24 protein-coding genes are annotated in these 26,805 nt (G+C 40.5%); 4 read left to right on the forward strand and 20 right to left on the reverse strand.

The window, feature by feature from the left end; genetic code table 11:
* Positions 1 to 79: 79 nt before the first annotated feature.
* The 3 genes from ACN19N_RS15095 to ACN19N_RS15105 are packed head-to-tail and all read right to left on the reverse strand — an operon-like array spanning position 80 to position 2,834.
* Positions 80 to 439, reverse strand: a complete 360-nt coding sequence (locus ACN19N_RS15095; RefSeq protein WP_420001671.1) for a RidA family protein — start codon at positions 437 to 439, stop codon at positions 80 to 82.
* Positions 440 to 449: 10 nt separating this feature from the next.
* A complete protein-coding gene (gene alr, locus ACN19N_RS15100; protein ID WP_420001672.1) occupies positions 450 to 1,553 on the reverse strand; it encodes an alanine racemase in 1,104 nt (367 codons plus the stop codon).
* 24 nt (positions 1,554 to 1,577) lie between these two features.
* On the reverse strand, positions 1,578 to 2,834 hold the full coding sequence (locus ACN19N_RS15105; protein WP_420001673.1) for a D-amino acid dehydrogenase: 1,257 nt from the start codon (positions 2,832 to 2,834) through the stop codon (positions 1,578 to 1,580).
* A gap of 136 nt (positions 2,835 to 2,970) precedes the next feature.
* Between ACN19N_RS15105 and ACN19N_RS15110 the strand changes: the two genes are divergently transcribed.
* Positions 2,971 to 3,438, forward strand: a complete 468-nt coding sequence (locus ACN19N_RS15110) for an Lrp/AsnC ligand binding domain-containing protein (RefSeq protein WP_269229132.1) — start codon at positions 2,971 to 2,973, stop codon at positions 3,436 to 3,438.
* A gap of 45 nt (positions 3,439 to 3,483) precedes the next feature.
* On the opposite strand, the gene ACN19N_RS15115 is transcribed toward ACN19N_RS15110, so the two are convergent.
* Entirely contained in the window at positions 3,484 to 4,632 is a 1,149-nt protein-coding gene (locus ACN19N_RS15115; RefSeq protein ID WP_420001674.1) for a DUF1624 domain-containing protein, read from the reverse strand.
* A gap of 75 nt (positions 4,633 to 4,707) precedes the next feature.
* Between ACN19N_RS15115 and ACN19N_RS15120 the strand changes: the two genes are divergently transcribed.
* The gene (locus ACN19N_RS15120; protein ID WP_420001675.1) at positions 4,708 to 6,798 is read left to right on the forward strand and encodes a TonB-dependent receptor; all 2,091 of its coding nucleotides are present in this window, start codon (positions 4,708 to 4,710) and stop codon (positions 6,796 to 6,798) included.
* A gap of 50 nt (positions 6,799 to 6,848) precedes the next feature.
* On the opposite strand, the gene ACN19N_RS15125 is transcribed toward ACN19N_RS15120, so the two are convergent.
* The 13 genes from ACN19N_RS15125 to ACN19N_RS15185 all read right to left on the reverse strand — a co-directional run bounded on the left by ACN19N_RS15125 (position 6,849) and on the right by ACN19N_RS15185 (position 19,540).
* A complete protein-coding gene (locus ACN19N_RS15125) occupies positions 6,849 to 7,217 on the reverse strand; it encodes a ribonuclease E inhibitor RraB (protein WP_269229135.1) in 369 nt (122 codons plus the stop codon).
* Between the two features lie 221 nt (positions 7,218 to 7,438).
* A complete protein-coding gene (locus tag ACN19N_RS15130) occupies positions 7,439 to 8,104 on the reverse strand; it encodes an RluA family pseudouridine synthase (RefSeq protein WP_420001676.1) in 666 nt (221 codons plus the stop codon).
* A 177-nt stretch (positions 8,105 to 8,281) separates the two neighbouring features.
* Entirely contained in the window at positions 8,282 to 8,734 is a 453-nt protein-coding gene (locus tag ACN19N_RS15135; RefSeq protein WP_004665277.1) for a hypothetical protein, read from the reverse strand.
* Between the two features lie 561 nt (positions 8,735 to 9,295).
* Positions 9,296 to 10,183, reverse strand: coding sequence for a DMT family transporter (locus ACN19N_RS15140; protein WP_420001677.1), 888 nt, complete (start codon positions 10,181 to 10,183; stop codon positions 9,296 to 9,298).
* Between the two features lie 73 nt (positions 10,184 to 10,256).
* Positions 10,257 to 10,958 carry a hypothetical protein gene (locus tag ACN19N_RS15145; RefSeq protein WP_420002405.1) on the reverse strand — a complete coding sequence of 234 codons (702 nt, stop codon included), beginning with the start codon at positions 10,956 to 10,958 and terminating at the stop codon, positions 10,257 to 10,259.
* Between the two features lie 43 nt (positions 10,959 to 11,001).
* The gene (locus tag ACN19N_RS15150) at positions 11,002 to 11,577 is read right to left on the reverse strand and encodes a DUF4126 domain-containing protein (RefSeq protein WP_269238837.1); all 576 of its coding nucleotides are present in this window, start codon (positions 11,575 to 11,577) and stop codon (positions 11,002 to 11,004) included.
* A gap of 125 nt (positions 11,578 to 11,702) precedes the next feature.
* Positions 11,703 to 11,846 carry a zinc ribbon-containing protein gene (locus ACN19N_RS15155; RefSeq protein WP_004637424.1) on the reverse strand — a complete coding sequence of 48 codons (144 nt, stop codon included), beginning with the start codon at positions 11,844 to 11,846 and terminating at the stop codon, positions 11,703 to 11,705.
* Positions 11,847 to 12,190: 344 nt separating this feature from the next.
* Positions 12,191 to 13,255 (reverse strand): DUF262 domain-containing protein, encoded by a 1,065-nt coding sequence (locus ACN19N_RS15160; RefSeq protein ID WP_420001678.1) that lies wholly within the window; start codon positions 13,253 to 13,255, stop codon positions 12,191 to 12,193.
* Positions 13,252 to 13,851 (reverse strand): hypothetical protein, encoded by a 600-nt coding sequence (locus ACN19N_RS15165; protein ID WP_420001679.1) that lies wholly within the window; start codon positions 13,849 to 13,851, stop codon positions 13,252 to 13,254. Before ACN19N_RS15165 ends, ACN19N_RS15160 begins: the two co-directional genes overlap by 4 nt.
* Before the next feature lie 168 nt (positions 13,852 to 14,019).
* Complete coding sequence (acnD, locus tag ACN19N_RS15170; protein WP_420001680.1) at positions 14,020 to 16,641, reverse strand: Fe/S-dependent 2-methylisocitrate dehydratase AcnD; 2,622 nt, start codon at positions 16,639 to 16,641, stop codon at positions 14,020 to 14,022.
* A gap of 1 nt (position 16,642) precedes the next feature.
* Complete coding sequence (prpC, locus tag ACN19N_RS15175; protein WP_061517505.1) at positions 16,643 to 17,800, reverse strand: bifunctional 2-methylcitrate synthase/citrate synthase; 1,158 nt, start codon at positions 17,798 to 17,800, stop codon at positions 16,643 to 16,645.
* A gap of 155 nt (positions 17,801 to 17,955) precedes the next feature.
* Entirely contained in the window at positions 17,956 to 18,837 is an 882-nt protein-coding gene (prpB, locus tag ACN19N_RS15180; protein WP_004665301.1) for a methylisocitrate lyase, read from the reverse strand.
* Complete coding sequence (locus ACN19N_RS15185) at positions 18,830 to 19,540, reverse strand: GntR family transcriptional regulator (RefSeq protein WP_018678376.1); 711 nt, start codon at positions 19,538 to 19,540, stop codon at positions 18,830 to 18,832. The genes prpB and ACN19N_RS15185 overlap by 8 nt, the downstream gene beginning before the upstream one ends.
* A gap of 427 nt (positions 19,541 to 19,967) precedes the next feature.
* Between ACN19N_RS15185 and ACN19N_RS15190 the strand changes: the two genes are divergently transcribed.
* Together ACN19N_RS15190 and ACN19N_RS15195 are read left to right on the forward strand one after the other, a co-directional pair.
* Positions 19,968 to 21,173, forward strand: coding sequence for an aromatic amino acid transaminase (locus tag ACN19N_RS15190; RefSeq protein WP_420001681.1), 1,206 nt, complete (start codon positions 19,968 to 19,970; stop codon positions 21,171 to 21,173).
* A 254-nt stretch (positions 21,174 to 21,427) separates the two neighbouring features.
* The gene (locus ACN19N_RS15195; protein WP_420002406.1) at positions 21,428 to 22,798 is read left to right on the forward strand and encodes a phosphomannomutase CpsG; all 1,371 of its coding nucleotides are present in this window, start codon (positions 21,428 to 21,430) and stop codon (positions 22,796 to 22,798) included.
* 53 nt (positions 22,799 to 22,851) lie between these two features.
* Here ACN19N_RS15195 and galE read toward each other — a convergent pair whose 3' ends face one another.
* The 3 genes from galE to ACN19N_RS15210 are packed head-to-tail and all read right to left on the reverse strand — an operon-like array spanning position 22,852 to position 26,796.
* Positions 22,852 to 23,868 (reverse strand): UDP-glucose 4-epimerase GalE, encoded by a 1,017-nt coding sequence (galE, locus tag ACN19N_RS15200; RefSeq protein ID WP_420001682.1) that lies wholly within the window; start codon positions 23,866 to 23,868, stop codon positions 22,852 to 22,854.
* A complete protein-coding gene (gene pgi / locus ACN19N_RS15205; protein WP_420001683.1) occupies positions 23,861 to 25,534 on the reverse strand; it encodes a glucose-6-phosphate isomerase in 1,674 nt (557 codons plus the stop codon). Before pgi ends, galE begins: the two co-directional genes overlap by 8 nt.
* 2 nt (positions 25,535 to 25,536) lie before the next feature.
* Complete coding sequence (locus tag ACN19N_RS15210; RefSeq protein ID WP_420001684.1) at positions 25,537 to 26,796, reverse strand: nucleotide sugar dehydrogenase; 1,260 nt, start codon at positions 26,794 to 26,796, stop codon at positions 25,537 to 25,539.
* Positions 26,797 to 26,805 lie beyond the last annotated feature (9 nt).

Here is a 26,805-nt window from a genome sequence, read left to right on the forward strand (position 1 = left end):
CTGAAACCGTTTGAGTGATTGCAAATACGTTACTTTTCTTGTTTTTAATCATGTTTAAACAAAAATAAAGCTGATCGCTTTATTTTTGTGCTGCAATCACTGCAATTTCAATCAGCCATTTTGGATTGACCAAATCAGCTTGAATGGTGGCACGCGATGGTGCAACACTGCCTTTTAACCAATCCACATAAATCGCATTAACCTTTGGAAAATCAGCAAGGTCTTTGAGAAAAAGCTGAACCGAAAGTAATCGCGATTTATCACTATTTGCTAAAGCAAGTAATTGTTCAATCGTTGCAAGAATATCTTTCGTTTGCCCCTCAATATCTAAATCGGGGTTTTTAGGGACTTGTCCTGATAAATACACCACTTGATTAAAGACGGTGACAGCACTCATCACTTCGGTGCTATTGATTTTCTGGATATCTGAATGTGACATGATGACTTCCTTAGTCTTGAGTGATAAATGGAACTCGTGCAGTTACACCACACATGAGTTCATAGCCAACTGTGCCTGAGGCTGCTGCAACATCATCAATGGATAGAATTTGTCCTGTTTTGGAGGTTCCCCAAAGTACAACTTCACTGCCAATCTCAGCATTCGGTACTGGCGTTAAATAAACTGCCAACATATCCATACTGACTCGTCCAATAGTTCGAGTACGAATTCCATTGACTAAAACAGGGGTGCCTGTAGGAGAAATACGCTGATAACCATCTGCATAGCCACACGCAACAATGCCAATGGTCATCGCATGCGCAGCGACAAAATTCGAGCCATAGCCCACACTTTCATTGGCATTTAACTGTTGGATTGCAATCAGTTCACTTCGCAAACTCATGGTCGGGGCAAGCCCCCAATCTTGGATATTATGCTGAGGATAATCGGGAGAGCTTCCATACAGCATGATGCCGCCACGGACATAATCGGAGTGTAATTGAGATGAATATCTGAGGATGGCAGCACTATTGCTCACCGATCTTTCCCCAGGTAAATCTTGAATGGTGCTTTCAAATTCTGTGAGTTGATAGTCCACGCCAGCTTGATCAAAACGCTCCCCATCTGCATCAGAGAAATGCGTCATATGCGTGATTTTAGCAACATGATTAAGTCGTTGCAGATGCTGCCAGATTTTTCGGTATTGTTGTGGCTTGAAACCTAATCGGTTCATACCACTGTTCATTTTTAAGAAAATATCAAACTGTGCGGGGTAAATGTGCTGCTGCACCCATTCAACTTGTTGCTCATTATGAATGGTAAAACTGAGTTGATACTGGACACAATCAAATAAATCTTGAGGAGAGAAAATCCCTTCGAGCAATAGAATAGGCCCTGCCCAACCGAGTGCTCGTAGTCGTTTTGCTTCTTCAATATCCAGTAAAGCAAAACCATCTGCTGTTTTAAATGATTTATAAACACGTTCAATACCATGTCCGTAAGCATTGGCTTTGACTACAGCAAACACCTTGCTATCTGGAACACTAGCTCTCACAATCTCGAGGTTTTGACGCAAAGCCTGAGTATGGATGACCGCAATAATTGGGCGAGGCATAATAAACTTCCTTGTACGCTGTAATTATGCTGCGTGTGAATAGCGCTGAATGGACAAACCATCCGTACTAATATCTGGGCGATGATTCATCACCAGATCACTAATTAATTTTCCTGAACCGCATGCCATCGTCCAACCTAAAGTGCCATGTCCAGTATTCAAGAATAAATTCTTATACTGAGTCGCACCGATAATCGGGGTACTATCAGGTGTCATTGGACGTAAGCCCGTCCAGAACGAAGCTTGCTGTAAATCACCACCGGGGAATAAATCTTGAGTCACCATTTCTAAAGTGGCACGACGGTCTTCATTCAAGCCCAGATTAAAACCACTCAATTCCGCCATACCACCAACACGAATACGTTGATCAAAACGTGTAATCGCAACTTTGTAAGTTTCATCTAAAACGGTGGATTGTGGTGCAAGTGCAGGATCAACAATTGGAATTGTTAATGAATAGCCCTTCACTGGATATACAGGCAAATTGAGCGCCAATGGTTTGAGGAAGTCACGAGAATAACTACCAAAAGCAAGAACAAAACGGTCAGAGGTCAATACAGCACCATTGACCATGACGCCTTTGATTTCATCGCCTTCAACAATTAAGTTTTCAACATTCTGATCAAACTTAAACTCCACACCCAAATCTTGTGCCAGTTTTGCCAAAGCATTGGTGAATAAATAACAATCACCTGTCTCATCATTTGGCAAATGTAAACCACCCACTAATTTATCGGTATGTGCTAAAGCAGGTTCTACACGTGCTAACTCTTGTGCATTAAGTAAATCGAAATCCACACCACATTCTTTGAGTACTTGAATATCACGTTGCACCGCCTCTAGCTGAGCGTCATTACGGAATACTTGCAACGTACCTCTAGAACGATTTTCGTAATTAATGCCAGTTTTTGTTCTTAGATCACGCAGACAGTCACGGCTATATTCCGCAACACGCATCATGCGCTCTTTGTTCACTGCATAGCTTTGTGGATTACAGTTTTTCAGCATTTGAGCCATCCACTGTAACTGCCACATACTGCCGTCAATATTAATGGCTAGTGGTGCATGATGTTGAAACATCCATTTAACTGCTTTAAAAGGAATTCCTGGCGCTGCCCACGGTGTCGAATATCCTGGGGAAATTTGCCCTGCATTACCAAAGCTGGTTTCCTTGGCAGGACCCGATTGACGATCAAGCACAGTCACTTGAGCACCTTGCTGTGCAAGGTAATAAGCACTTGCTACACCAATAACACCACTTCCTAAGACGATGACGCGCATAACAATCCCTCACGCACACTAGTTTATTTAACTAGTATATTTTTGCATCAATAGTTTTTTTCACTATTTTTAGGCTTATAATCTAGGTAATTTCATGTTTTCGTCGTGAAAAAATTAAAATAGAAGGGAATAATCTATGCGTAAATTAGACCGTATTGATCGCCTGATTTTAGATATTCTGCAACGTGAAGGTCGGATTGCGATTAGTGAGCTGGCTTTACGTGTCAATTTGTCCACCACCCCGTGTTCAGAACGTGTTAAACGCTTAGAGCGTGAAGGGATCATTATGGGTTATTACGCGCGACTCAATCCTGCCCATGTTGACCGCAGTCTTTTGGTATTTTTAGAAATTAAACTTTCAGCCAAATCTGGTGATGTTTTTGATCAAGTTGCACGTGACCTTGTTGATATTCCCGAAGTTTTGGAATGTCATCTGATCTCAGGTGAGTTTGATTATTTAGTCAAAGCCAGACTAAAAGAAATGAGTGCTTATCGACGTTTATTGGGGGATCTACTGAAAAAGCTGCCTGCTTCGGCCTCGTCACATAGCTATGTGGTGATGGAGGAAGTCAAAGAAGGCTTATACCTCGATGTTAGCAAATAAAGTACGCACGGTTCAGAACGTACTTTAGAGCTAAAGTCAGAAGAGCTAAAAATATTTTAAGATCGAAATCTGTTTATTTTGATGCTTAAAATTTGAGAACGATTGCACTACAGGATAAAGTGTAAAAGACAGTGCAATACTCATCAGCCACATCATCCACACATGGTCGACAGAAAAATAGTGTCCATGATTGAGACCCCAGATACTCACTGCAAGCACATACAGCAGTTTCAAGACATATAAATGCAAGAGATAAAAGAACATTGGCACAGAACCAAATACAACCAGTGGTCTAAACCATCGTTGTTGCTGCCAACGCTCAAACAGCACCAAAATAATCAGCCCAACACCAACATTCCATAAAATAAAAAGCAATGAAGGTGGGTATTTGGTCAAATTAAAAAAGCTCATGAGACTTAATGAGAATGTGTCAAAGTGCTGCCAAGGCTGATCACCATAGATATTGATCAAACGTAGTACAACAAACAAACCAATACTGAACATACCCATTGAAACCAAGTAGGTATTTCTTTGTTTTGCCGTATATTTTTGACTGAAAAAATGTCCCAAAGCAAAACCTAACAAAATCACACCGATCCACGGTAAAACAGGATAAGAACTTCGCAATTTGATCCCAGCAAACTCCATCCAACCACGTTCATGTAAGATCAGCCAAAGTGTCTGCATCCAACTTCCTTCGGCAAAATGAACCGAGTCCAGTAAGTTATGCCCAAAAATAATTGCACATGCACTCAGCACAATTATCGGTAAAGGCAGGCTAATACATGCTGCCAAAGCCAACATGCTCACGCCAATTGCCCAAATGACTTGCAAATAAATGACCTCAGGTGGAAAAGTTGCAGTCCAAGCAAAATTAACCAACGTCAGCTCAAGCCCAATCAGAAATAAACCACGTTTGAATAAAAAAGTTCGCGTTTGCTGCACGCTTTGCGTCTTTGAATAAAACAAAAATGCTGAAATACCCGTTAGCAGCACAAAAACCGGTGCACAAAGATGTGCCAATAAGCGACTTCCAAACAATGCAGGTTCGGTCATGACGATGTCCATCGGGTCACTGACCTGCTTATGCAGATAAAAGGTTTCCCTCACATGATCGAGCAACATAATCAGAATAACCAAACCACGTAATGCATCTATCGACTGTAAACGTTGCGTATTTTTTTCGACTCGCATAGTAAAAATAAACAAATTAATGTAATGTTATACTATTACATTAAATCTATTTTGTCTTTATTTGGCTGATCATTTATGCAATACAAACTCGGATTATGCTCATGTTTGGGGCTTGGTTTTATTTCCACTGCGGCGTGGGCAGAAGATAAAACCGCTGTACTTGCTACCATCCATATTCAAGCAGATACGACACAACCCAGTCATGAAACAAGTCCTGCAACCACGAAGTTCTCTCATGATGTAGTCGATGTCCCCTTTAGCCGTTCATTCCTGTCGAAACAGCAACTCGAACAACAGGATGTACAACGGATTGATGATGCATTAACACTGGTCAGTGGGGTCTTTCACCAAAATAGCTTAGGTGGAGGTTTTTGGGATAACTACTCAGTACGAGGATTTAGCACAGATCCCAATTGGGGAGCAGCCATGATCCGCAATGGTTTAAGTGTCAATCGTGGCATTAGCGCACCTAAAGATATGGTCAATATCGAATCCCTTGATTTCTTAAAAGGCCCAATGGCAGCTCTATACGGTCGTGGAGAAACAGGGGGATTACTCAATCTGAATAGCAAAAAACCACAATGGCAAAGCGAAAATGAAGTGAATTTACGTGCAAACAGCCTTGAAAAATACCGCATCAGTATCGAACACACCGCTCCCATCAATGATGAACTTGCTTACCGTTTCGCCATCGCCCATGAGGACAACCAAAGCTTTCGAGAAAATGTGAGTAGTGAACGCTGGTTTTTTTCACCCCAACTGACATGGAAAATTTCAGATCAAACTCAACTTGATTTTGATAGTGAATTGACTCAACAACTGGGTACTTTTGATCGTGGTGTCAGCACCTTTCAGAAAAAATTTGTGATGAACCCCAAAACATTCACAGGTGAACCAAATGATGGTGACATGCGAGTGAAAGATCATTTCTATCAATTTCGTCTAAATCACACCTTCAATGATACGTGGACACTAAACAGCGCGCTCAGTTATAAAGACGCGCAACTGGTTGGCTTCTCTACCGAACCACGCCGTATACAAGCCGATGGACAAACGTTAGAGCGTCAGCGTCGCTATCGTAATTATCAAAGTGAAGACCTACTGTTGCAAACTGAACTACTAGGCAAATTAGAACATTCATGGGCAAGGCATGAGCTTTTAGTGTCCAGTGAAATTGGGCAACTGGATTATCGCCAGTACCAACAACGTCGTAATCACAGCGTAAGCAATCCAAATACCATCAACATTTACCATTCGATTTATGCGCAATATCTTCCAAGTCTCGCCCCCTTTACGGATACAGATGAACGCCAACGCTATTTCGCCCTCAATCTGCAAGATCAGATCTTTTTCAATGATCAATGGAGTGTGTTGCTCGGTTCACGTTTCGATCAGGTTGAGCAGAATTTTGAAAATCATCGAACTCAAGCTCAGCATAGTCAAACCTTGCACCAAGCCAGTCCACGTGTTGGGATTAATTTCAAAGTATCAGATCAATGGGCATTTTATACAAACTATGGTCATTCATTTGCCATGAATAGTGGTATGAACCGTAATGGAGAAAATTTTGCCCCTGAAAAAGGACGAAGCTATGAGATCGGGAGTAAATATCAAATCGATGACCAGAGTTTAGCCAGTGTTGCATTATTTAAAATGCAAAAACAGAATGTCCTTACCACAGACCCAATTGATGCAAATTTTCAAACGGCTGCAGGAGAAGTGAGTAGTCAAGGCATCGAGTTCGATTTTAATCGTCAGTTCAATGATCAATGGTCATTCAATGCCAATTATAGCTATACCGATGCCAAGATTGAAAAAGACCAAGACTTAGCCAAGGGGTCTCGACTTAGTAATATTCCTCAGCACCAAGCTTCGATGACGAGCAATTATGAGTTTTTACAACAAGGCTCAACGAAAGCAGGTGTAGGCGCAAACATCAGTTATGTTGGGCAACGTAGTGGACATAATTTAGACAATGGTTTTAATTTGCCGAGCTATACTTTGGTCAATTTAAATGCGTATTACGCCCTTTCAGATCGCTTACGCTATCAGTTCAATCTCAATAATCTGTTGGATAAAACCTATTATCTTTCTAGTTATAGTGATCTATGGATTCAACCTGGCGAACCGATCAATGCTTCAGTTTCAGCACAGTTTAAATTCTAATCCAACAGCCTTCAGCCTGCTTAGTACAGGCTGAAGGTTCAATATTAAAGTTATTCAGCTTCATCATCATAAATATAGCTCATACAACCCCAACCATCGTATTCACCATCAAATTCTTGTGCAATACGCGTCATCCACTCTTCCAAATCGGCAATATCTTCATACGCAAGCATCATATTGATATGGATATTGAGTACCCACATGTCTGACCCATCAGAATGTAGTTCTTCTTGATACAGCGAAATTTTTTGCTCTTGATGTAACAGGTGCAAGGCACATTTTTCAACTTGTTCTTGTTTCTCAAACACAATTGAAAATTCGACCTCGTGCGGCTCACTCAAGTCATTGCCATCTTCAACCATCTGCCATAAGACATTGCCATTATCATTTTCTGGAAATTGCTCGTAGTCGCGAGTCATATCAATATCCTTTGTTATGTTTTGACTTCATTATTGGCTATAGATTAACCTATTTTTATGTCAATTTTTAGACACCTCGAGATTATTTAGACCAAAATTCACGCACAATTTAAGCCTACATCGTATCAAACTGCCTCTCATTCAGTTTGTGATTACTCTGCCAATCTTATCAATTATCGCTATTGGATCAAAGACCTATGTTTTTTCATAGATTGTTTTTATTAAAATGTAACTTCTGAATGAATTTCAAGTGCATGCATTTTCAAAGGGTGCTTAAATGCAAGATAAGCTGCATGTAGTGCCATACGTTTTAAATCAAATTGGGCTGGTTCAGGATGATACAACTTATCTCCCATAATCGGATGACCAATGTGCATCATATGCACACGAAGCTGATGAGATCGCCCCGTTACAGGCTCTAAACGCACTCGGCTTTGATCGGTTTCAGCATCATATTGCATCCGTTGAAATAAGGTTTTAGCGTGTTTACCTAATTCAAAATGCACCATCTGACGTGGTCGATTTTCCCAATCTGTAATCAAGGGCACTTCCACACTGCCTTTTTGCTCAATCTGTCCTTGTACAAGTGCCACATAATATTTTTTAACCGTTCGTGCTTGGAACATTTTGCTAATCGCAACTTCAGCATCTCTATGCTTTGCGAACATCAACAACCCCGACGTTGCCATATCTAAACGATGCGTCACTTTTGCAGTTGGATGCTGGTCTAACACACGCAAATAGGCACTATCTTGATGTTCTGGCAAGCGCCCCATCACCGACAATAAACCAGCAGGCTTATTCACCACCACCAAGTCTTCATCTTCATACATGATCTCAAGCGGATCTTGTGGTGGCATATAGATAAAATTGTCATTTAAGGGCATGGGAAATAAACAAATTGAATAAAGCACGGCAATTATAGCGAGTTCTTAGCCAAAAACGAATTTTGAGATGAAATCGTGAACAAAGAACTCGTTTTATTGAAATGTTATTGAAGATGTCTAGAGTTAATGCCGTTGCCTGTTTTGATTATTATTGTTGCGACATTAACTCGTATATTTTTATGATGCTGTTTTTATCGCTTTATTTAAACTGTCTTTATAAAGCTGCTCTAAAGTTGCAATGTCTCGATTTAAAAAAGTAATCAAATATTCTTTCGCACGACTCAACGTTAAATGATTAAAAGAAATCGTATCTTTGCTCTTACGTGTCACCAATCCGAATAAATCTTTTTTAGGAATAAACACAGGAATATCGCTTTCTAATTTAAATTCAAGTTGCTGTGTTTGTGAAAAGGCATCTATTGTGATGCGTAAGGTTTGCTCAGTGTAATCATCTCGTACAATAAAGCTGGTACTTGCACCATCTAGCTGTAACTGACGAACCAATTGCTGACGCCATCCCATCTCATCGAAACGAGCAACGATCGTTTCTAAATCAAAAGCACCCAAATGATCAGCTTCATTTCGATTAGTTTGATGCGGATAACGTATTTTAAGATCGAATTCTTTCATTATTTTTATGACCTCTTCCAATATGATCAATTTTCTAGTTTCAATTATATCATTTTGTTTTTTATTATAAAAACAGCAGTTTATATTCAAAAAATAAATATTCTAAGACCTATTTCACACTTATATTTAAATTCATTGATCGGGTTTTTATTATTTATATCTGATTGGTCACATTCTGTTTATATTAAATTTTTTAGGGTATCAAGGGAAAACATGTTGTTTACTTCAACACCTATGACTTTGTAAGCCATAACCTTTGCCTAAAGACTTTTGATCTATAGCGTCCTAAGCCGAATCGAGACCTTTTGGGTTTGTACACACTTGCTTTATAAGCATCGGTGCATGCTACTCTTTTCGATCCCTTTCACACCCTTGAGACATAGTTTAGGCAAATCAGTGCGGGATTGTTTTCCTAAAAACTGGTATTTTTCGCCACTAATGAAATAATTTTGCATATCTCATATTACAATCAGAATTATTTTCCATTTCAATAAAAAATAGCTCATTTAAATTTCAATATATTCCAATTTAGATGTTTATTTTTTCATTTAAAACCTGAATTTATGCCCAGATGACCATAATAGCTGCCACAATTACCAGCCATAAACCTAAATGATCTGTTTTAGCGAGTTTTTCTTTAAAGAAAAATGCTGAGATCAGTAAACTAAATAAAATCTCAACCTGACCCAGTGTTTTGACAATCGCCACCGTTTGCATACTCATAGCACTGAACCACCCCACAGATGCTAAAAAACTGCAAACACTCACCCGAAACGTCAGCCCAAGACGTTGCCACATTTTATATAGTGTTTGACGACTAAAAATACCCAAGTAGAGTAATAGCACAATGCACTGAAAACTAATCAAGCTACACAACACCCATCCTGCACGATGCAAAAAGGGCAACATGCTCAACTCTAAGCTGGCTTCACGTACCAGAAGTGAAGTAATGGCAAAACATAAACCACTGCCTAAACCAATCATTAAGGTATTGAATGAAAGTTGCGTACTATGCCGACCTTTACTCAGTAAAAAAACTGCAACCGCACCAATCATTACCCCGACCCAACCCCAAGTGGTCAAACGTTCTTGCAAGAATAAAACGGCAATAAGAGCAGCCAAAATCGCTTCGCTTTTAGCCAGTCCGATGCCAATCGCATAATTTTTTTGTTGAAATAGTTTCACCATCAACGCTGTCGCAAAAATTTGGCTGATTCCTGCAATCACCACGTAAAGCCAGAATATATTGGAAAAATGGACTTGAGCAGTGACAGGTTGATGTAGATAGAGAAATGCTAAATAGCTAAAGGCAAAAATCGGAGCAAAGATAAATCGAGCCAATGTCGTACCATAAGCATCAACTGTGGTACTGAGCTGTTTCTGAAATGCGTTGCGCCACGCCTGCATAAACGCAGCCATGATCGTAAATAGAATCCAAGTAAAAGCCATAAGCTTGAACGTCATCTTAAAAAGTGGGTGTAATTTACTCTGTTCTGCTTACTTTTTCGATAGTGATCAATTTTTAAAAGCTCAAATCACTCAAGTCTTTCATTTTAGAAAGATAGATTGGTGCTTGATTAAAACTGCTCCATGTTTCTTTAAACTTCGGATCAGCTTCTTCATCTGCACTTAAATTTTTACGAATAACTTTTTTGCCTATTAAAAAGTTAATACTGGTTTTACTTTCAATATAGGGCCCATGATTATTGGATTCATCATAACCAATAAGACGTAAGTCATTTCCTTCTAACCTAAACAGATAATGCCAATCGCCATATCTTCCATGGGCATAATGCACATCCAATACATTGTTTTTGATCTCTAACCATAGTTCAGGTGCGAAATACACACCACCATCTTCATTTTCTGAACTAAAACAATCTAAGTGGCGAACAATAGGTTTGTATTTGCCTTTTTCATTGAGTAAAACAATCATGCCACGGCGGTTTCGGTCTAAACGCCCTCGATATTCATCATCGACAAAGGCTTTAGGATTAGTTGCTTTGACGATTAGCACGACATCTTTCAAGCCATCTTTATTTAAATCACCCTCAATCGCTTCAAATAAATGATATGTCGCTGGGATATAGGCTTTATAAATGTCTTTATCTTTACGTAATTTAAGTTCTTCTGCAGTCGGTTGTTCTTGAGCAAACGTTGTTTGTGGAAGTATAAATAGGCTTGAGCAAGCCAAGATTAGGGCTATGTATTGCGTTCTTATCATCATCTTTAATTCATCATTCAGGTTGTTATTGGTGTCATTACATTTATAAGGAATGGCTGATTTTTTGTTGGCGTTTTGAGTGAATCCAACGTACAACCACAATCACGAGAATAATCACCAATACCGTCATCACTACAGGCATCACAAATGCCAAGATCGACAAGACAATTGAACCAAGCAATTCACCTGTTGCCACCACAAAATTGCCCAGTCCACCAGTGGTTGCGGTTGAAATGCCACGTGCCGCTACGGTACTCATTTGCACTACGCCTGCTGTTCCGCCCCCCACGATCAATGCGGCTGCCCAAGTGGCAAATTGTGACATTTCTCCACTACTGACTGCCATCGTACTGAGTGTGCCTGCCACTACAGCAGCAGGTGTAGCAATGGTATCCAAGAGATTATCGACCCACGGCACATAGTAAGCTGAGATTTCACAGAGGGTTGCAAATCCAAGTGCAGCGCATACAGATGGAATGGCTAACCATTCAAAGCCTTTAGCAGGTTCATACCAACCCAACAAAGTTGCAATGCTCATCACCAATAAAGGAACAAAGACACGAAAACCACAGGCTGCGCTTAATCCTACGCCGATACAAAGTCCTAAAATTGTTTCCATCTGGGTTTTCCTTATTTTTGTTGGATATAGCTATCTTGTTATTTCATATTTTAAAGTAACAAAAAAGCCCTATCGAGTGACAGGGCTTTCATCAAAACAGTGGGTAACTGTTTGGTGTTTGCGGCTTAGGCATTCTTACTGTTGAATTGATTGCCAAGGCATTTGGTACACGGAGGTAAACGATCAGTACCAATTTCTAAATAGGTGCGGTGTCCGCATTGAACACAAAAATAGAAGCCAGTTCCAGGTTTTTCGCCAGCAGTAACCATCTTTGTTCTCCATAGATTTTAGAAATGGTACATATACTATAGCGTGATAGTTTTGATTATTTATTGACCTTTCTGACGAAAGGTAGTGGCATAAGTGTAAGAAAATGTTATTTATATGATTTATCCTACAAAATTTTAAGGATTTGGCGGATTGGCATCCCTCTCATCTTTCCTTATGATGAACTTATACAGGAACAGGATGTTCCGGAACATAATCAGTTCAAGCATCAGGATCGTGAGATACGACAGGAGTCATATCTAGCTACCAAATACGAAAAGCCCGACAGGATGTCGGGCTTTTTTATTAGCTTGAATTTATAAATAGGCTTGGAAAAAGGTTGTAATTAACTTATGAGATCGTTAAGCTGTTCGCGAATCAACCTGTCACGTAGTTGGCGTTCTTTTAAATTATTTACACCTTCTTTAGCTGCTATTTTATATTCAGGTGAAAATTCGAAATTTTCCAATCTAGTCTTTAATATTTCTAGATCTATTTCTATACCTTTTGAAATCAAATTGCTAATATATATAAAAATAGAAAAGAAATTAGCTTTATTATACCAAGGCGATTTATCATTAAGATCCAAACCTAAAAAAATTTCAGAAGTTAACTCAAAATTATTAACCAATAAATCCTTTATCTCAAACTCATCAGCGTAAATATTTAAATTATCTTCAATTTTATCATTTCTATTATAAAAACCATCAATATATGTACTCATTAAATTTAATGTATACTGAATATTAACTTTTCTCGAAACGTCCCTTTTACTAAAAATCCTTTCATCTGTTAACAGCTTATTAACATATTCAATATCTATAGATTTTGCCCATTCAATAAAATCAGATGGAATATTAGGATCGATTGTCAGATCATCTTCCGAAATATCATCTTTAATCTCAATTTGATCTGCTAGCAATCTAGAAACCAACATAAAGTAAGTTGCTCCAAACTCTGAAGCCATTTTCTCAATATTAGTTAAAGAATTAGATGTTCTATTAATTCTCTTAAACATATCTAAAACTTGAGTGTCAGTATTTAAAATATCAATTTCGCATACTGGTATTTCGTATTTAAAAAATGTCGTCTTTTCTGCTTCATTAAATTCACTAAAAAATCTACCATCTACCTTGTAGTCACCATCTATAAAAGACTCAATAGCGTCGCAACGTTGTTGACCATCAACAATGCATGATGTTGCTGTCATTTTCTCTACATCAATCCCGCCTTGGGAAATAAATATGAGTGGAAATGGATAGCCTAACAATATAGTTTTTATAAGCTCTTTCTTATGTATATCACGCCAAACTAAGTTCCGTTGAAAATAGGCATTAGGAATTAGAGTTCCATTTTTAATATCACGTACTAAGTTAATTAGTTGGACAGATCGAATTTGATAAGGGATCATTTTTCACTTCCAAAAAGATTTTGTTGATAATTGCTAATCCATGTACTAAGTGCAGATTGCTGTTTTCTTTGAAAAGAATATTCAGAAAGATAAAAACAAACGCTTACAGATGCATAGTAATCTCTATATTTAGCTGAAACACTACTAAAAAAATTTTTAAGTTCTCTTTTTAATGTGCAATTTGGCATATATTTTGGGTTAATAATCCCTTTACCAACAAAATTCAAATAATTTAATTTAATTTCATCGGATACAAATAAATTCGTCCTATTGTAGTTATTAGTTACCTTCAAAAGATCATCAAAATATTTAACATATAAACTCGAATCAATAATAGCTAAATCTAGATCAGACCCTCCTGGTGAAAAAGTTGTATTTTTTGACAAACTAAATCCTAATTGTGCAGAACCACAAACTAAAATACAGTTTAGAGGTATCGAAAAGTACTCAGCTACTTCTTCCATTATTTTCTCTGCATAATCATATTTATGAGTAAAGGTACAACTTGGTCTAAGAATATAAAAATTTCTAATTATTTCATGCCGCTTACGCCCCTGTGAAACTTGTTCTTTCAACTCATTTTTATAGTCATTCAAAAACTCTCCCTCCAAAATATGTAATATTTAATTTCATTATTTATAATCTGAATGATCATAAATTATGATCTCCAAAATCTATTATATCATCTAAAATAAAAAGCTAACATGGATAATCATGTTAGCTTTCTAAGATACGAGTTATCTAAAACTATATTAAAAGTAAGATTAAACCACTTGACCTTCTAAAAAGTCTTGTGCAAAACGCTGTAATACACCGCCCGCTTCATATACAGAAACTTCTTCTTCTGTATCTAAACGACAGGTCACAGGCACTTCAAGAATTTCTTCTTTACCATCTGCTGTGGCACGCTCAATCACTAAAGTTAAAGTCGAACGCGGTGAGATATTACCAATTACGCTGTATAGCTCAGTTCCATCCAGCTTTAAGGTCTTACGATTCACACCAGCTTTAAACTCAAGCGGTAAAACACCCATACCCACTAAGTTAGTACGGTGAATACGTTCAAAACCTTCGGCAACAATCGCTTCAACCCCTGCAAGACGTACACCTTTGGCAGCCCAGTCACGGCTTGAACCCTGACCATAATCCGCACCCGACACAATGATTAATGGTTGCTTACGGTTCATGTAAGTTTCAATCGCTTCCCACATACGCATCACTTCGCCTTCAGGCTCTACACGCGCTTTTGAACCTTGCTTAATGCTGCCGTCTGAACGAACCACCATTTCATTAAACAGTTTCGGGTTGGCAAAGGTCGCACGTTGTGTGGTTAAGTGATCACCACGATGGGTTGCATAAGAGTTAAAGTCTTCCTCAGGCACACCCATTTTCGCCAAATATTCACCAGAAGCACTGTCTAACACAATCGCATTCGATGGAGACAAGTGATCGGTAGTGATGTTGTCACCCAAGATCGCAAGCGGACGCATGTTCGCTAAAGTACGCGGTGCAGCCAGCGCCCCTTCCCAATATGGAGGACGGCGAATATAGGTACTCATTGGACGCCAATCATATAGTGGGCTTGCCGCTTCTTCATTGACACCCAAATCAAACATCGGAATGTAGATTTTACGGAACTGTTCAGGCTTCACTGCTTCTTTGACAAGTGCATCAATTTCAGCATCCGAAGGCCAGATGTCTTTCAGGTAAATAGGATTACCGTCTTTGTCATTTCCGAGCGAATCTGTTTCGATGTCAAAACGAATGGTTCCTGCAATCGCATAGGCTACAACCAACGGCGGAGATGCCAAGAACGCCTGTTTTGCGTATGGATGGATACGGCCATCGAAGTTACGGTTACCCGAAAGTACCGCGGTTGCATACAGGTCACGCTCAATGATTTCTTGTTGAATCACAGGATCAAGTGCGCCTGACATCCCATTACAGGTGGTACATGCATAAGCGACGATACCAAACCCAAGTTTCTCAAGGTCACCTAATACGCCTGCTTCTTCAAGATACAGTGCAGCCGCTTTTGAACCCGGGGCAAATGATGATTTCACCCAAGGTTTACGTACCAAGCCCAATTCATTGGCTTTACGTGCCAATAAGCCTGCAGCAACGGTATTACGTGGGTTAGAGGTATTGGTACAAGAAGTGATCGCAGCGATAATCACTGCACCATCAGGAATTAAACCTTCTGCTTCTTGTGCCTTGGCAAGCTCTAAGTTCCCTGCAATGCCTTTTGCTTTCAAATCAGCCGTAGAAACACGTGCATGTGGGTTTGATGGGCCTGCAATGTTACGAGTCACCGTTGAAAGATCAAAACGAAGTACACGTGGGTACTCTGCTTTGGTCATATCCGATGCCCAAAGACCAATTTCTTTGGCATATTGCTCAACCAACGCCACTTGCGCATCTTCACGACCGGTCAAGCGTAAATAGTCGATGGTGTTCTGGTCGATATAGAACATCGCCGCAGTTGCGCCATATTCTGGGGTCATGTTCGAGATGGTGGCACGGTCGCCCACAGACATGCTGTCAGCACCTTCACCGAAGAACTCTAAATAAGCACCGACGACACGCTCTTTACGCAAGAACTCAGTCAATGCCAAGACGATATCGGTTGCGGTAATACCTGCTTGACGTTGACCAACAAATTCAACCCCAATGATGTCAGGTAAACGCATCCAAGATGCACGACCGAGCATTACATTTTCAGCTTCTAAGCCACCGACACCGACTGAAATCACACCAAGCGCATCGGTATGCGGGGTATGGGAATCCGTACCGACACAGGTATCTGGGAATGCCAAGCCATCACGGTTTTGAATCACTGGAGACATTTTCTCCAAGTTGATCTGATGCATGATGCCGTTGCCCGCAGGGATCACGTCAACATTTTTAAAAGCTGTTTTAGTCCACTCAATAAAGTGGAAACGGTCTTCGTTACGACGATCTTCAATCGCGCGGTTTTTCTCAAACGCGTCAGGGTCAAAACCACCAAATTCCACCGCCAACGAGTGATCCACGATCAACTGCGTTGGAACGACTGGATTGACTTTAGATGGATCGCCACCTTTTTCAGCGATTGCATCACGCAAACCTGCAAGGTCAACCAACGCAGTTTGACCCAAGATGTCATGACACACCACGCGCGCAGGATACCAAGGAAAATCCAAGTCCTGACGGCGTTCGATCAACTGGGTTAAATAGGCTATTAAATTCTCGGCATCAGCTTTACGTACCAGCTGTTCAGCTAACACTTTCGAGGTGTATGGCAAGGTTGCGTATGCGCCTGGCTGAATGTCTTCAACGGCTTGACGCACGTCATAATATTCAAGCTGGGTATCTGCCAGTGCTTTGCGATATTGGGTATTGCTCATCTTAGCCACGCTCCGCCAATGGTTTGAATTCGAGGTTTTCAGGGCCAGTATAGTTCGCGCTTGGACGAATGATCTTGCCGTCTTGACGTTGTTCAATCACATGTGCTGACCAACCTGCTGTACGTGCAATCACGAATAATGGAGTGAACATTGCTGTTGGAACACCCATCAAGTGATAGCTCACCGCGCTGAACCAATCGAGGTTCGGGAACATGTTCTTCACTTCTTTCATCACTGCTTCTAAGCGTTCTGCGATGAGGTACATTTTGTTATTCTCTTGCGCTTCAGCAAGGTCATACGCCACTTTCTTGATCACTTCGTTACGTGGATCAGAGATGGTGTAAACAGGGTGACCAAAACCGATGATCACTTCTTTTTTCTCTACGCGGCTACGGATGTCTGCTTCTGCTTCGTCAGCGTTGTCATAACGTTGTTGAATCACGAAAGCAACTTCGTTCGCGCCACCATGTTTAGGGCCACGTAACGCACCGATACCACCCGTGATTGCTGAATACATGTCTGAACCTGTACCTGCAACAACACGTGAAGTAAATGTAGAAGCGTTGAATTCATGCTCAGCATACAGAATCAAAGACGTATGCATTGCTTGAATCCATTCTTCAGATGGCGCTTCGCCATGAAGTAAATGAAGGAAATGCGCAGCAATTGAATCATCATTCGTTTCAACTTCGATACGACGACCGTTGTTGCTGAAATGGTACCAATACAACAACATTGAACCCAAGCTTGCCATCAATTTGTCAGCGATGTCTTTTGCACCTGCTTCATTGTGGTCTTCGTGTTCAGGCGTTAAACAACCTAAAACTGATACACCTGTACGCATCACGTCCATTGGGTGTGCAGATGGTGGTAACTGCTCAAGTGCAGTTTTCAATGCAGCTGGTAAACCACGAAGTGCTTTCAGTTTTGCTTTATAGGCTTTCAACTCAGCTTTGTTTGGTAGTTTGCCATGTACCAGTAAGTGCGCAACTTCTTCAAATTGGCTACCGACTGCAAGGTCAAGAATGTCATAACCACGATAGTGCAAGTCATTACCACTACGACCTACGGTACAAAGTGCTGTATTACCTGCAACTTGACCACTTAACGCAACTGATTTTTTTGGCTTGAAGCCTGTTGGAGTTTCATTACTGCTCATAAGATTGTCCTTTTTATGGTGTTTATTTGTTTACTTTTAAGACCCCTCCTAACCTCCCCTAAAAGGGGAGGAATTGCACAAATCCAATTAATTATGATTCGTGTTATTCCCTCTCCTCTGAGGAGAGGGTTAGGGAGAGGTGAAGAACGGGGAAATTATTTATTCTTCGCAAAAGTTCCATCAAGATACTGTTCAAACGCATGGTAGTTAATGCGCTCATACAATTCTTGACGGGTTTGCATGGTGTCAACAACGTTCTTTTGTGTGCCTTCTTTACGCAGAGTTTCATACACATTTTCCGCCGCTTTGTTCATCGCGCGGAATGCTGAAAGTGGATATAACGCGATGCTGACATCGGCAGAAGCCAATTCTTCAGTCGTAAACAATGGTGTAGAACCAAATTCTGTGATATTCGCCAATACTGGAACTTTGGTCAGATCAGCAAATTGCTTGTACATTGCCAATTCAGTGATCGCTTCAGGGAATAACATATCCGCACCTGCTTCAATATATGCCCCTGCACGGTCAATCGCTGCTTGTAAACCTTCAACTGCTAAAGCATCGGTACGTGCCATAATCACAAAGTTTTCATCAGTACGTGCATCGACTGCCGCTTTGATACGATCCACCATTTCTTGTTGTGTCACGATCGCTTTGTTTGGACGGTGACCACAACGCTTAGCACCGACTTGATCTTCGATGTGCATCGCTGCTGCACCGAACTTAATCATTGATTTAGTGGTACGTGCGATATTAAACGCGGAAGCACCAAAACCTGTATCAACATCAACCAACAATGGTAGATCACAGACATCAGTAATACGGCGTACATCAGTCAATACATCATCAAGGTTACTAATCCCCAAGTCAGGCAAACCCAATGAACCTGCTGCAACACCACCACCTGACAAATAAATGGCTTTATAGCCTGCACGTTTTGCCAATAACGCATGATTGGCGTTAATTGCACCCACCACTTGTAATGGTTTTTCATTTGCGACCGCGTCGCGGAATAACTGACCAGCAGATTTAGCCATGTTGATGTTCTCCTTGGGTTTGCAGCAATGTTTGCTCAACAATTTTGTAGGATGCATTGATGTGACGGTGCATCAGCATTTCGGCAAGTTGGCCGTCACCTTCTGCGATCGCATCTAAAATGCGGATATGTTCATCCAAAGCTTTGCTTGGACGATCAGGGGTATTTGAAAATTGGATTCGATACATACGGATGAGGTGATACAACTCATCACATAACATTTTTTCTAAGGTTTTATTGCCACTGCTTTTAATAATGCAGTAATGGAAATCGTCTTGTCCTTCTTGCAGGTAATAGCCTTTCCCCGCTTTAAAATTTTCATCTTCAGCATGCATCCGCAATACATCACGCAATGCTAAAATCTGTTTTTTATCAATATGCTGAGCAGCGAGTTTACAGGCTAAACCTTCGAGAGAGGCTCGAATCTGATACAGCTCTTGAAACTGTTGTAATGATAAGGAAACGACACGTGCGCCCACATGCGCGGTACGTTCAACCAACTTCTGCCCTTCCAGACGATGGATCGCTTCACGTAAAGGACCACGACTAATGCCGTAAATACGTGCCAGTTCAGGTTCAGAAATTTTACTGCCCGCAGGAATCTGTCCTAAAACGATTGCTGACTGAATTTGCTTAAATACATGTTCCGTCAGGGTAATACTCTGACTTGTGCTGATGGCTTGAGGAACAAGGGTATCTTGCATATTGTCGACAATCTCTACAGTTTTGATGATTTTATAACGATATAAGACAAAAATTGCAATAGGATTGTCGACAATAAAATAGACTGATCCAGTCAATTAGCTTAGATGAATAGATTCAAGGTATTGCTTGGAAACAAAAGCATAATTTATATTAAACTGATATAAAACAAACATTTAAAATACAATTTAAGCCTTATATGGATTCAGTCTTCTACGCGATTACCCCTTTATTTTTCTTATCCTAAGACAATGGTATAACAGCTTGATTGTAGACAATCCTTATAATCGGCACTTTTAGAATCAATTTTGTAATTAAATACTGCGACAATAATGCAAAGAATAGGGTGCTTCATACTCGCTTTATTGGTACATTATTGGGCATTCCAAAACACATCCATGCACCTTGTTGAATAAAAGGACATTGTTAATGTTTCAACATATCCCACCTTATGCAGGCGATCCAATTCTTTCACTTATGGAACAGTTCAACACTGATCCACGCACTGAAAAGGTTAACTTGAGTATTGGTTTGTACTATAACGAAGACAGTATCGTTCCTCAGCTTGATACCATTATCGAAGCGCAAAAACGTATTGCACCTAAGAATGATAAAACCAAACTTTATCTCCCAATGGAAGGTTTCAAACCTTACCGTGAAGCGATTCAGGCACTTTTGTTTGGTGCGAATAGTCCAGCAATCCAACAAGGTCGCGTTGCAACCATTCAAACATTGGGTGGTTCAGGTGCATTAAAAGTTGGTGCGGATTTCTTAAAAACCTATTTCCCAAATTCAGAAGTTTGGGTCAGCCAACCAACTTGGGATAACCATGTTGCGATCTTCAATGGCGCGGGGATTAAGAGCAATTTCTATCCATACTTTGACGCTGAAACACGTGGCGTTGATTTTGATGGCATGTTGTCGACACTGAATACTTTGGCAGAACACAGCATTGTGTTATTACACCCTTGCTGCCACAACCCAACAGGTGCAGACTTAAATCCAGCACAATGGGATCAAGTGATTGCCGTATTAAAAGAGCGTAATCTCATCCCATTCCTCGACATTGCTTATCAAGGCTTTGGCGACGGTATGGAACAAGATGCCTATGCAATTCGCGCTTTAGACCAAGCAGGTCTTAACTTTATTGTCAGCAACTCGTTCTCTAAAATCTTCTCACTTTATGGTGAGCGTGTTGGTGGTTTAACTTTCGTATGTGATGATGCTGAAGCAGCAAAATGCACATTTGGTCAGTTAAAAGCAACGGTACGTCGTATCTACTCTAGCCCACCAACAACGGGTGCATGGTTAGTCGATCAAGTGTTAAATGACACTGATCTTAACCAACAATGGCAAGGCGAAGTGAAAGAGATGCGTGAGCGTATTATCAAAATGCGTAGCATCTTAAAAGATGAGTTGACTAAAGCCCTTCCTGACCGTGACTTTAGCTACCTTGTAAACCAAAAAGGTATGTTCAGCTACACAGGTTTGACAGGTGAGCAAGTTGACACCTTACGTGAAGAATATGCAATCTACCTCGTTCGTAGTGGTCGTATCTGCGTTGCGGGTCTAAATATGAATAATATTTATAAAGTGGCAAAAGCAGTCGCAGAAGTTTTAGCGAAATCAGCTTAAAATTCCCTTGCGGAGCTATAATCGCTCCTCATCTCCCTTTTAAAAGGGAGACTTTATGGATCAAAAAAGGTTGTTTCACGTGGAACAACCTTTTTTGTTTTTACATGATGAGAGTCTTTTGAATTTAAGATTGCTCATCTAGCTAAAACCAATAAAAATCACTAAATGATTAAATCTGTATCTATGAATGTTCAAGCCTAGCGAGTCTTTGTATACTGCAACACATGAATAAACAACAAACAGCACTTTTGAACATGACTCAACTGACTTGCTTTAAAGCCTACGATATTCGCGGAAAACTAGGCACTGAACTCAACGAAGAAATCGCCTATAAAATCGGTCGTGCATACGGACAAATCTACCAACCTAAAAAAGTTGTGATTGGTTGTGATATCCGTTTGAGTAGCGAAGGTTTAAAACAAGCCACCATTCGTGGTCTCAATGATGCGGGTGTCAATGTTCTAGATTTAGGCATGACAGGCACTGAAGAAGTCTATTTCGGCGCTTTTCATCTTGATGTTCAAGGTGGGATTGAGATAACCGCAAGCCACAACCCAATGGATTATAATGGTATGAAATTGGTTCGTGAAAATGCACGTCCAATCAGTGCTGATACAGGCTTAAAAGACATTCAGGCATTGGCTGAGTCTGGTGATTTTGTAGAAGTAGAACAAAAGGGTTCAACTGAAAACTATAATATTTTGCCTGAATTTGTCGATCACTTATTAACATATATCGACCCACAAAAAATTAAACCCCTCAAGCTGGTGGTGAATGCAGGCAATGGTGCAGCAGGTCATGTAATTGATGCGATTGAGCAAAAATTTCAAGAACTCAATATTCCTGTTGAATTTATCAAAATCCATCATGAAGCCGATGGCAATTTTCCAAATGGGATTCCAAATCCAATCTTAATTGAAAATCGTGACAGCACCCGTGATGCTGTACTTGCGCACCATGCAGATATGGGCATTGCTTGGGATGGTGACTTTGACCGTTGTTTCCTATTCGATGAGAAAGGTCAATTCATCGAAGGCTATTATATTGTTGGCTTATTGGCACAAGCATTCTTGATCAAACAATCAGGTGAGAAGATTGTGCATGATCCTCGTCTGGTCTGGAATACCTTTGATATTGTTGATCAATATCAAGGTATCGCGGTGCAATCAAAATCTGGGCATGCTTTTATTAAAGATGTGATGCGCGAACACAATGCTGTTTACGGTGGCGAAATGAGTGCACACCACTATTTCCGTGACTTTGCTTATTGTGATAGCGGTATGATTCCTTGGTTACTGACCATTGCCTTACTCTCTGAAACAGGTCAATCACTCTCAACGCTGGTTGAAAACATGATTGCCAAATTCCCGTGTAGCGGTGAAATCAATTTTAAAGTGGCTGATACTCAAACAACAGTACAAAAGATTTTTGATCATTATGCTGACCAAAATCCACAAGTAGACCGTACTGATGGCGTGAGTCTTGATTTTGGTGTATGGCGTTTAAATGTTCGGGCATCTAATACTGAGCCTTTGCTTCGCTTGAATATTGAGAGTCGTGCCGATCAAAATCCACAACCAATGCAAACTTATGTGGATGAGTTAACTGCTTTAATTCAAGGATAATCTAAGAGTTAAAAAACAGGGAGCTGTTGCTCCCTGTTTATATGAAACAATAATTATTGATATCCATTTGGATTTTGTTTTTGCCAATTCCAGCTATCCGCCAGCATATCTTCCAACGTATATTGTGGCTGCCAACCGAGCTCGCTCAATGCACGCGTATTGTCTGCAAATGAAGTGGCAACATCACCTGCACGACGTGGTGCAAATTCAAACGCAACAGGCACACCATTAATTTGCTCAAAGGTATTTTTGACTTGTAATACAGATGAGCCATTGCCCGTACCAATATTCCAAGCACGGCAGCCTTGTGTAGATAAGCGATTATTTAAGGCACATAAATGGGCTTTGGCTAAATCGACTACATGTATATAATCACGAACCCCTGTACCATCGATGGTGTCATAATCATTGCCATAAATGGACAATTTTTCACGACGACCGACTGCGACTTGTGTGACATAAGGCATTAAGTTATTTGGAATTCCCTGTGGGTCTTCACCAATCTGACCGCTTTTATGCGCGCCAACAGGGTTAAAATAACGAAGTAAAGCAATCGACCAACGCGAGTCTGCCTGTGCCAGTTTTTGCAGTATTTGCTCAACAATCAGTTTGGTATAACCATAATTGTTATTTGGCATTCCTGTTGGCATATCTTCATTCAAAGGCGAAAGATTGGCTTCGTCATAAACCGTTGCAGATGAGCTGAATACCAAGCTAAATACACCTGCGCGCTCCATCGCCTTGACCAACTGAACACTGCCCGTAATATTATTGTCAAAATAAGCCAAAGGGATCTGCTGACTCTCTCCCACTGCTTTTAAACCAGCAAAATGAATCACCGCATCGATTTGATGATCCTGAAAAACTTGATCTAGTTCAAACTGATGACGAATATCACCCTGCACAAATACCAAACTTTTATTTGCTAATGCTTGTACTCGACGCAAAGACTCTTCAGAGCTATTTGAGAGGTTATCGAAGACGATAACCTCGTGACCTGCAGTAAGCAATTCCAAACAGGTATGGGAGCCAATATAGCCCGCACCACCCGTCACTAAAATTTTAGCCATCTGTTTTTCCTAATAATATTTTCAACAAACCTTGTGTTGATGCATCAAAACTCGATAGATCATCTTGCTCGCGGTTTAAAATCGGTAACAGCTGATTGGCAATTTCTTTGCCTTTTTCAACGCCCCATTGATCAAAAGGGTTAATATTCCACAATACCGACTGCACAAAAACCTTATGTTCGTACATCGCAATTAACATCCCTAAGCTATAAGGATTCAGCTCTTTGAGTAAAATAGTGGAGCTGGGTTGATTGCCTTCATATTGTTTATACGTTGGTAAATCTTCCAGTTCATCTGCTGCCAAGGCTTGATTCCCAAAGGCCAACAGGCGCGACTGTGCCAAACAGTTGGATAAAGCCAAATGATGCTGCTCAGCCAAGGCCTCTGCACTTTCAGCATAGGTAAACTGATTGGCATTATAGCGTTTCACAGGGGCAATAAAGTCACAACTGACGGAGTGCGTGCCTTGATGCAGCAATTGATAAAAGGCATGCTGTGCATTGGGCCCAACCTCTCCCCACACAATTGGGCAAGTGGCTGAACTGACCTTTTCTCCATTGCGTTCAATCGATTTCCCATTAGATTCCATTTCAAGCTGCTGCAAATAAGCTGCAAAATATTTGAGACGACCATCATACGGTAAAACTGCATGGGTCTGGATATCCAGAAAATTGTTATTCCACGCACCTAAAAGCCCCATCAAAACAGGAATATTCTGCTGAAATGGTGCGGATTGAAAATGCTGGTCAATCGCATAAGCACCTGCTAACAGTTGCTTAAATCCGTCAACACCAATGGTCAGGGCAATTGGTAAACCAATACATGACCACAGTGAATAACGACCGCCGACCCAATCCCAGAGCAACAGCTGTTTATCAGCAGCAATGCCCCACTCTGTCATCTTGTCAGGCTTAGTCGAAACCCCGATAAAATGATTTTGCAGAATCTTGTCATTATGCCCCAATGCCTTTTCTAACCATTGACGCACGGTTTGTGCATTGGAAAGTGTATCAATAGTGCCAAATGATTTTGACGAGATAATAAATAAGGTTGTTTCAGGGCGGAGTTGATGCAATAACTCAGATAGCTGGCTGCCATCCATAGTCGAAACAAAATGTACATCTAAAGGCTTTGTGGTCGCGACCTTAAAGTCGGAGAGTGCATGCGTCACCATGAGTGGGCCGAGATCAGAGCCGCCCACACCAATATTGACTACATCTTGAATGACCTCACCCGTCGCACCACGATACTGCCCTGCATGGATTTTATCCACCAAGGCATACATACGTTCTAGCTGCTGCTGTACCAGTTGATTGACTTCGGAAAAATCTGAACCCGATTGAGGTAAACGCAAAGCCCAATGCATCGCTGCACGATGTTCTGTATAGTTAATCTGCTCAGATGAAAACAATGTTTTGATCCACCGTTTTAAATCTTGTGCCTGAGCTAAATCCACTAAGTTATTTAAAATCGTTTGATCAATACGATGCTTACTAAAGTCCAAAACAATTTGGTCATACTCAACCGAAAAACGTTTAAAGCGTGCAGAATCTGCTGCAAATAATGTATTTAGATGAACCTCTTTAAATTGCTGTTGTAAAGATATCAGGTTCTCCACGACTGAAGCCTGCTCTTTTACAGCAAAAGGCTGAATCTGCTCGATCATCTTTAACGTCCCACACCCATATATGCAAACCCTTGTGCTTTGACATAGTCAGGATCATAAATATTGCGACCATCCAAAATTAAAGGATGCCTCATCAACTGTTCAAGCTGCCTAAATTCTGGACTCCAGTATTGTTTCCAAGCCGTAAGCACACACAGACCATGCACATTTTTCACGGCGTCATACTGATTCTGACAAAGAATCAGATCATCACGTTGTCCATACATCTGCTTAATTTCATCCAAGGCTTGTGGATCATGAAGATGAACCGTTACCCCTTGCGCCCAGAGTGCTGCAAGCATTTGGTGAATAGGTGATTGCTGAATACTTGAGGTATTCTCTTTAAAAGAAGCTCCCCAAATTGCAACAGATTTACCCTGTAAGTCACCATGGTAATAATTCCAGAATTTACGAAACAGGATTTCTTTCTGTTGTTCATTAATTTCCCAAACCTGACTCAGCAATTGGCTTTTCACCCCAGTATTTGCAACCGTATTGGAAAGCGTCAAAATATCATGAGAAAAATTTTCACCACCAAAACCAGCACCAGGTGCCAAGTAGGCTGAACCAATGCGGTTATCCGCTGCCATGCCTTGACGCACCGAAGCAATATCAATCCCAAGTTTCTCAGCGACTACAGCCAAATCATTGATATAACTAATCCGTGTTGCCAACATGCCTGAAATACTGAGTTTAGTAAACTCAGCATCTAAAATCGGCATAAATAGATATTGCTGTGCCAAAGGGAAAAAAGGTCGCAGCAATTCTTTTATTTTGAGCTGAACATCAGTTTGAGTACATCCTACAATCAGCTGCTTAGCTTGGGTCAAACTATGTAAGGCATTCCCCTCTTGAATCGTATCTGGCAAATAGACCCAGTCATCTTCAGAAAGGATTTGTTGAAAATGCTCAGTCCCATGTAAGCCAAAGGTAGATGCATTGATCATCAGTTTAGGATGAATAATCGGTCGCTGTTTTAAAGATGCCAGTAGTTGAAAAACTTGTTGTTCTTGAGTTTGATTAAAACTAAATAAGTAAGCGTCAATGTCTAAAGGAATCTCTTCAAAATGACGATAATTTAGAAAACCGCTACTGAGTTGTTTTTCTAGTAAGTGACTGACATTTTCATCATGAAAAGAATATTGCTGACCATTTTCACTTGGGTTAAGGTGGGAACACCAATATACAAAATGTCCAGATTCAGACAATAATGCAGACATCACGCCTGCATATAATGTATTGCCAAAGATTGCAACTTTCATAACCACATA

The organism is Acinetobacter sp. LF10, assembly GCF_048585715.1.
Lineage (GTDB): Bacteria > Pseudomonadota > Gammaproteobacteria > Pseudomonadales > Moraxellaceae > Acinetobacter.

Bases quoted from the DNA above. Each gene is read 5' to 3' on its own strand.
- ACN19N_RS15095 (WP_420001671.1), bottom strand. From the start codon at position 439: ATGTCACATTCAGATATCCAGAAAATCAATAGCACCGAAGTGATGAGT.
- alr (WP_420001672.1), bottom strand. From the start codon at position 1,553: ATGCCTCGCCCAATTATTGCGGTCATCCATACTCAGGCTTTGCGTCAA.
- ACN19N_RS15105 (WP_420001673.1), bottom strand. From the start codon at position 2,834: ATGCGCGTCATCGTCTTAGGAAGTGGTGTTATTGGTGTAGCAAGTGCT.
- ACN19N_RS15110 (WP_269229132.1), top strand. From the start codon at position 2,971: ATGCGTAAATTAGACCGTATTGATCGCCTGATTTTAGATATTCTGCAA.
- ACN19N_RS15115 (WP_420001674.1), bottom strand. From the start codon at position 4,632: ATGCGAGTCGAAAAAAATACGCAACGTTTACAGTCGATAGATGCATTA.
- ACN19N_RS15120 (WP_420001675.1), top strand. From the start codon at position 4,708: ATGCAATACAAACTCGGATTATGCTCATGTTTGGGGCTTGGTTTTATT.
- ACN19N_RS15125 (WP_269229135.1), bottom strand. From the start codon at position 7,217: ATGACTCGCGACTACGAGCAATTTCCAGAAAATGATAATGGCAATGTC.
- ACN19N_RS15130 (WP_420001676.1), bottom strand. From the start codon at position 8,104: ATGCCCTTAAATGACAATTTTATCTATATGCCACCACAAGATCCGCTT.
- ACN19N_RS15135 (WP_004665277.1), bottom strand. From the start codon at position 8,734: ATGAAAGAATTCGATCTTAAAATACGTTATCCGCATCAAACTAATCGA.
- ACN19N_RS15140 (WP_420001677.1), bottom strand. From the start codon at position 10,183: ATGGCTTTTACTTGGATTCTATTTACGATCATGGCTGCGTTTATGCAG.
- ACN19N_RS15145 (WP_420002405.1), bottom strand. From the start codon at position 10,958: ATGATAAGAACGCAATACATAGCCCTAATCTTGGCTTGCTCAAGCCTA.
- ACN19N_RS15150 (WP_269238837.1), bottom strand. From the start codon at position 11,577: ATGGAAACAATTTTAGGACTTTGTATCGGCGTAGGATTAAGCGCAGCC.
- ACN19N_RS15155 (WP_004637424.1), bottom strand. From the start codon at position 11,846: ATGGTTACTGCTGGCGAAAAACCTGGAACTGGCTTCTATTTTTGTGTT.
- ACN19N_RS15160 (WP_420001678.1), bottom strand. From the start codon at position 13,255: ATGATCCCTTATCAAATTCGATCTGTCCAACTAATTAACTTAGTACGT.
- acnD (WP_420001680.1), bottom strand. From the start codon at position 16,641: ATGAGCAATACCCAATATCGCAAAGCACTGGCAGATACCCAGCTTGAA.
- prpC (WP_061517505.1), bottom strand. From the start codon at position 17,800: ATGAGCAGTAATGAAACTCCAACAGGCTTCAAGCCAAAAAAATCAGTT.
- prpB (WP_004665301.1), bottom strand. From the start codon at position 18,837: ATGGCTAAATCTGCTGGTCAGTTATTCCGCGACGCGGTCGCAAATGAA.
- ACN19N_RS15185 (WP_018678376.1), bottom strand. From the start codon at position 19,540: ATGCAAGATACCCTTGTTCCTCAAGCCATCAGCACAAGTCAGAGTATT.
- ACN19N_RS15190 (WP_420001681.1), top strand. From the start codon at position 19,968: ATGTTTCAACATATCCCACCTTATGCAGGCGATCCAATTCTTTCACTT.
- ACN19N_RS15195 (WP_420002406.1), top strand. From the start codon at position 21,428: ATGACTCAACTGACTTGCTTTAAAGCCTACGATATTCGCGGAAAACTA.
- galE (WP_420001682.1), bottom strand. From the start codon at position 23,868: ATGGCTAAAATTTTAGTGACGGGTGGTGCGGGCTATATTGGCTCCCAT.
- pgi (WP_420001683.1), bottom strand. From the start codon at position 25,534: ATGATCGAGCAGATTCAGCCTTTTGCTGTAAAAGAGCAGGCTTCAGTC.
- ACN19N_RS15210 (WP_420001684.1), bottom strand. From the start codon at position 26,796: ATGAAAGTTGCAATCTTTGGCAATACATTATATGCAGGCGTGATGTCT.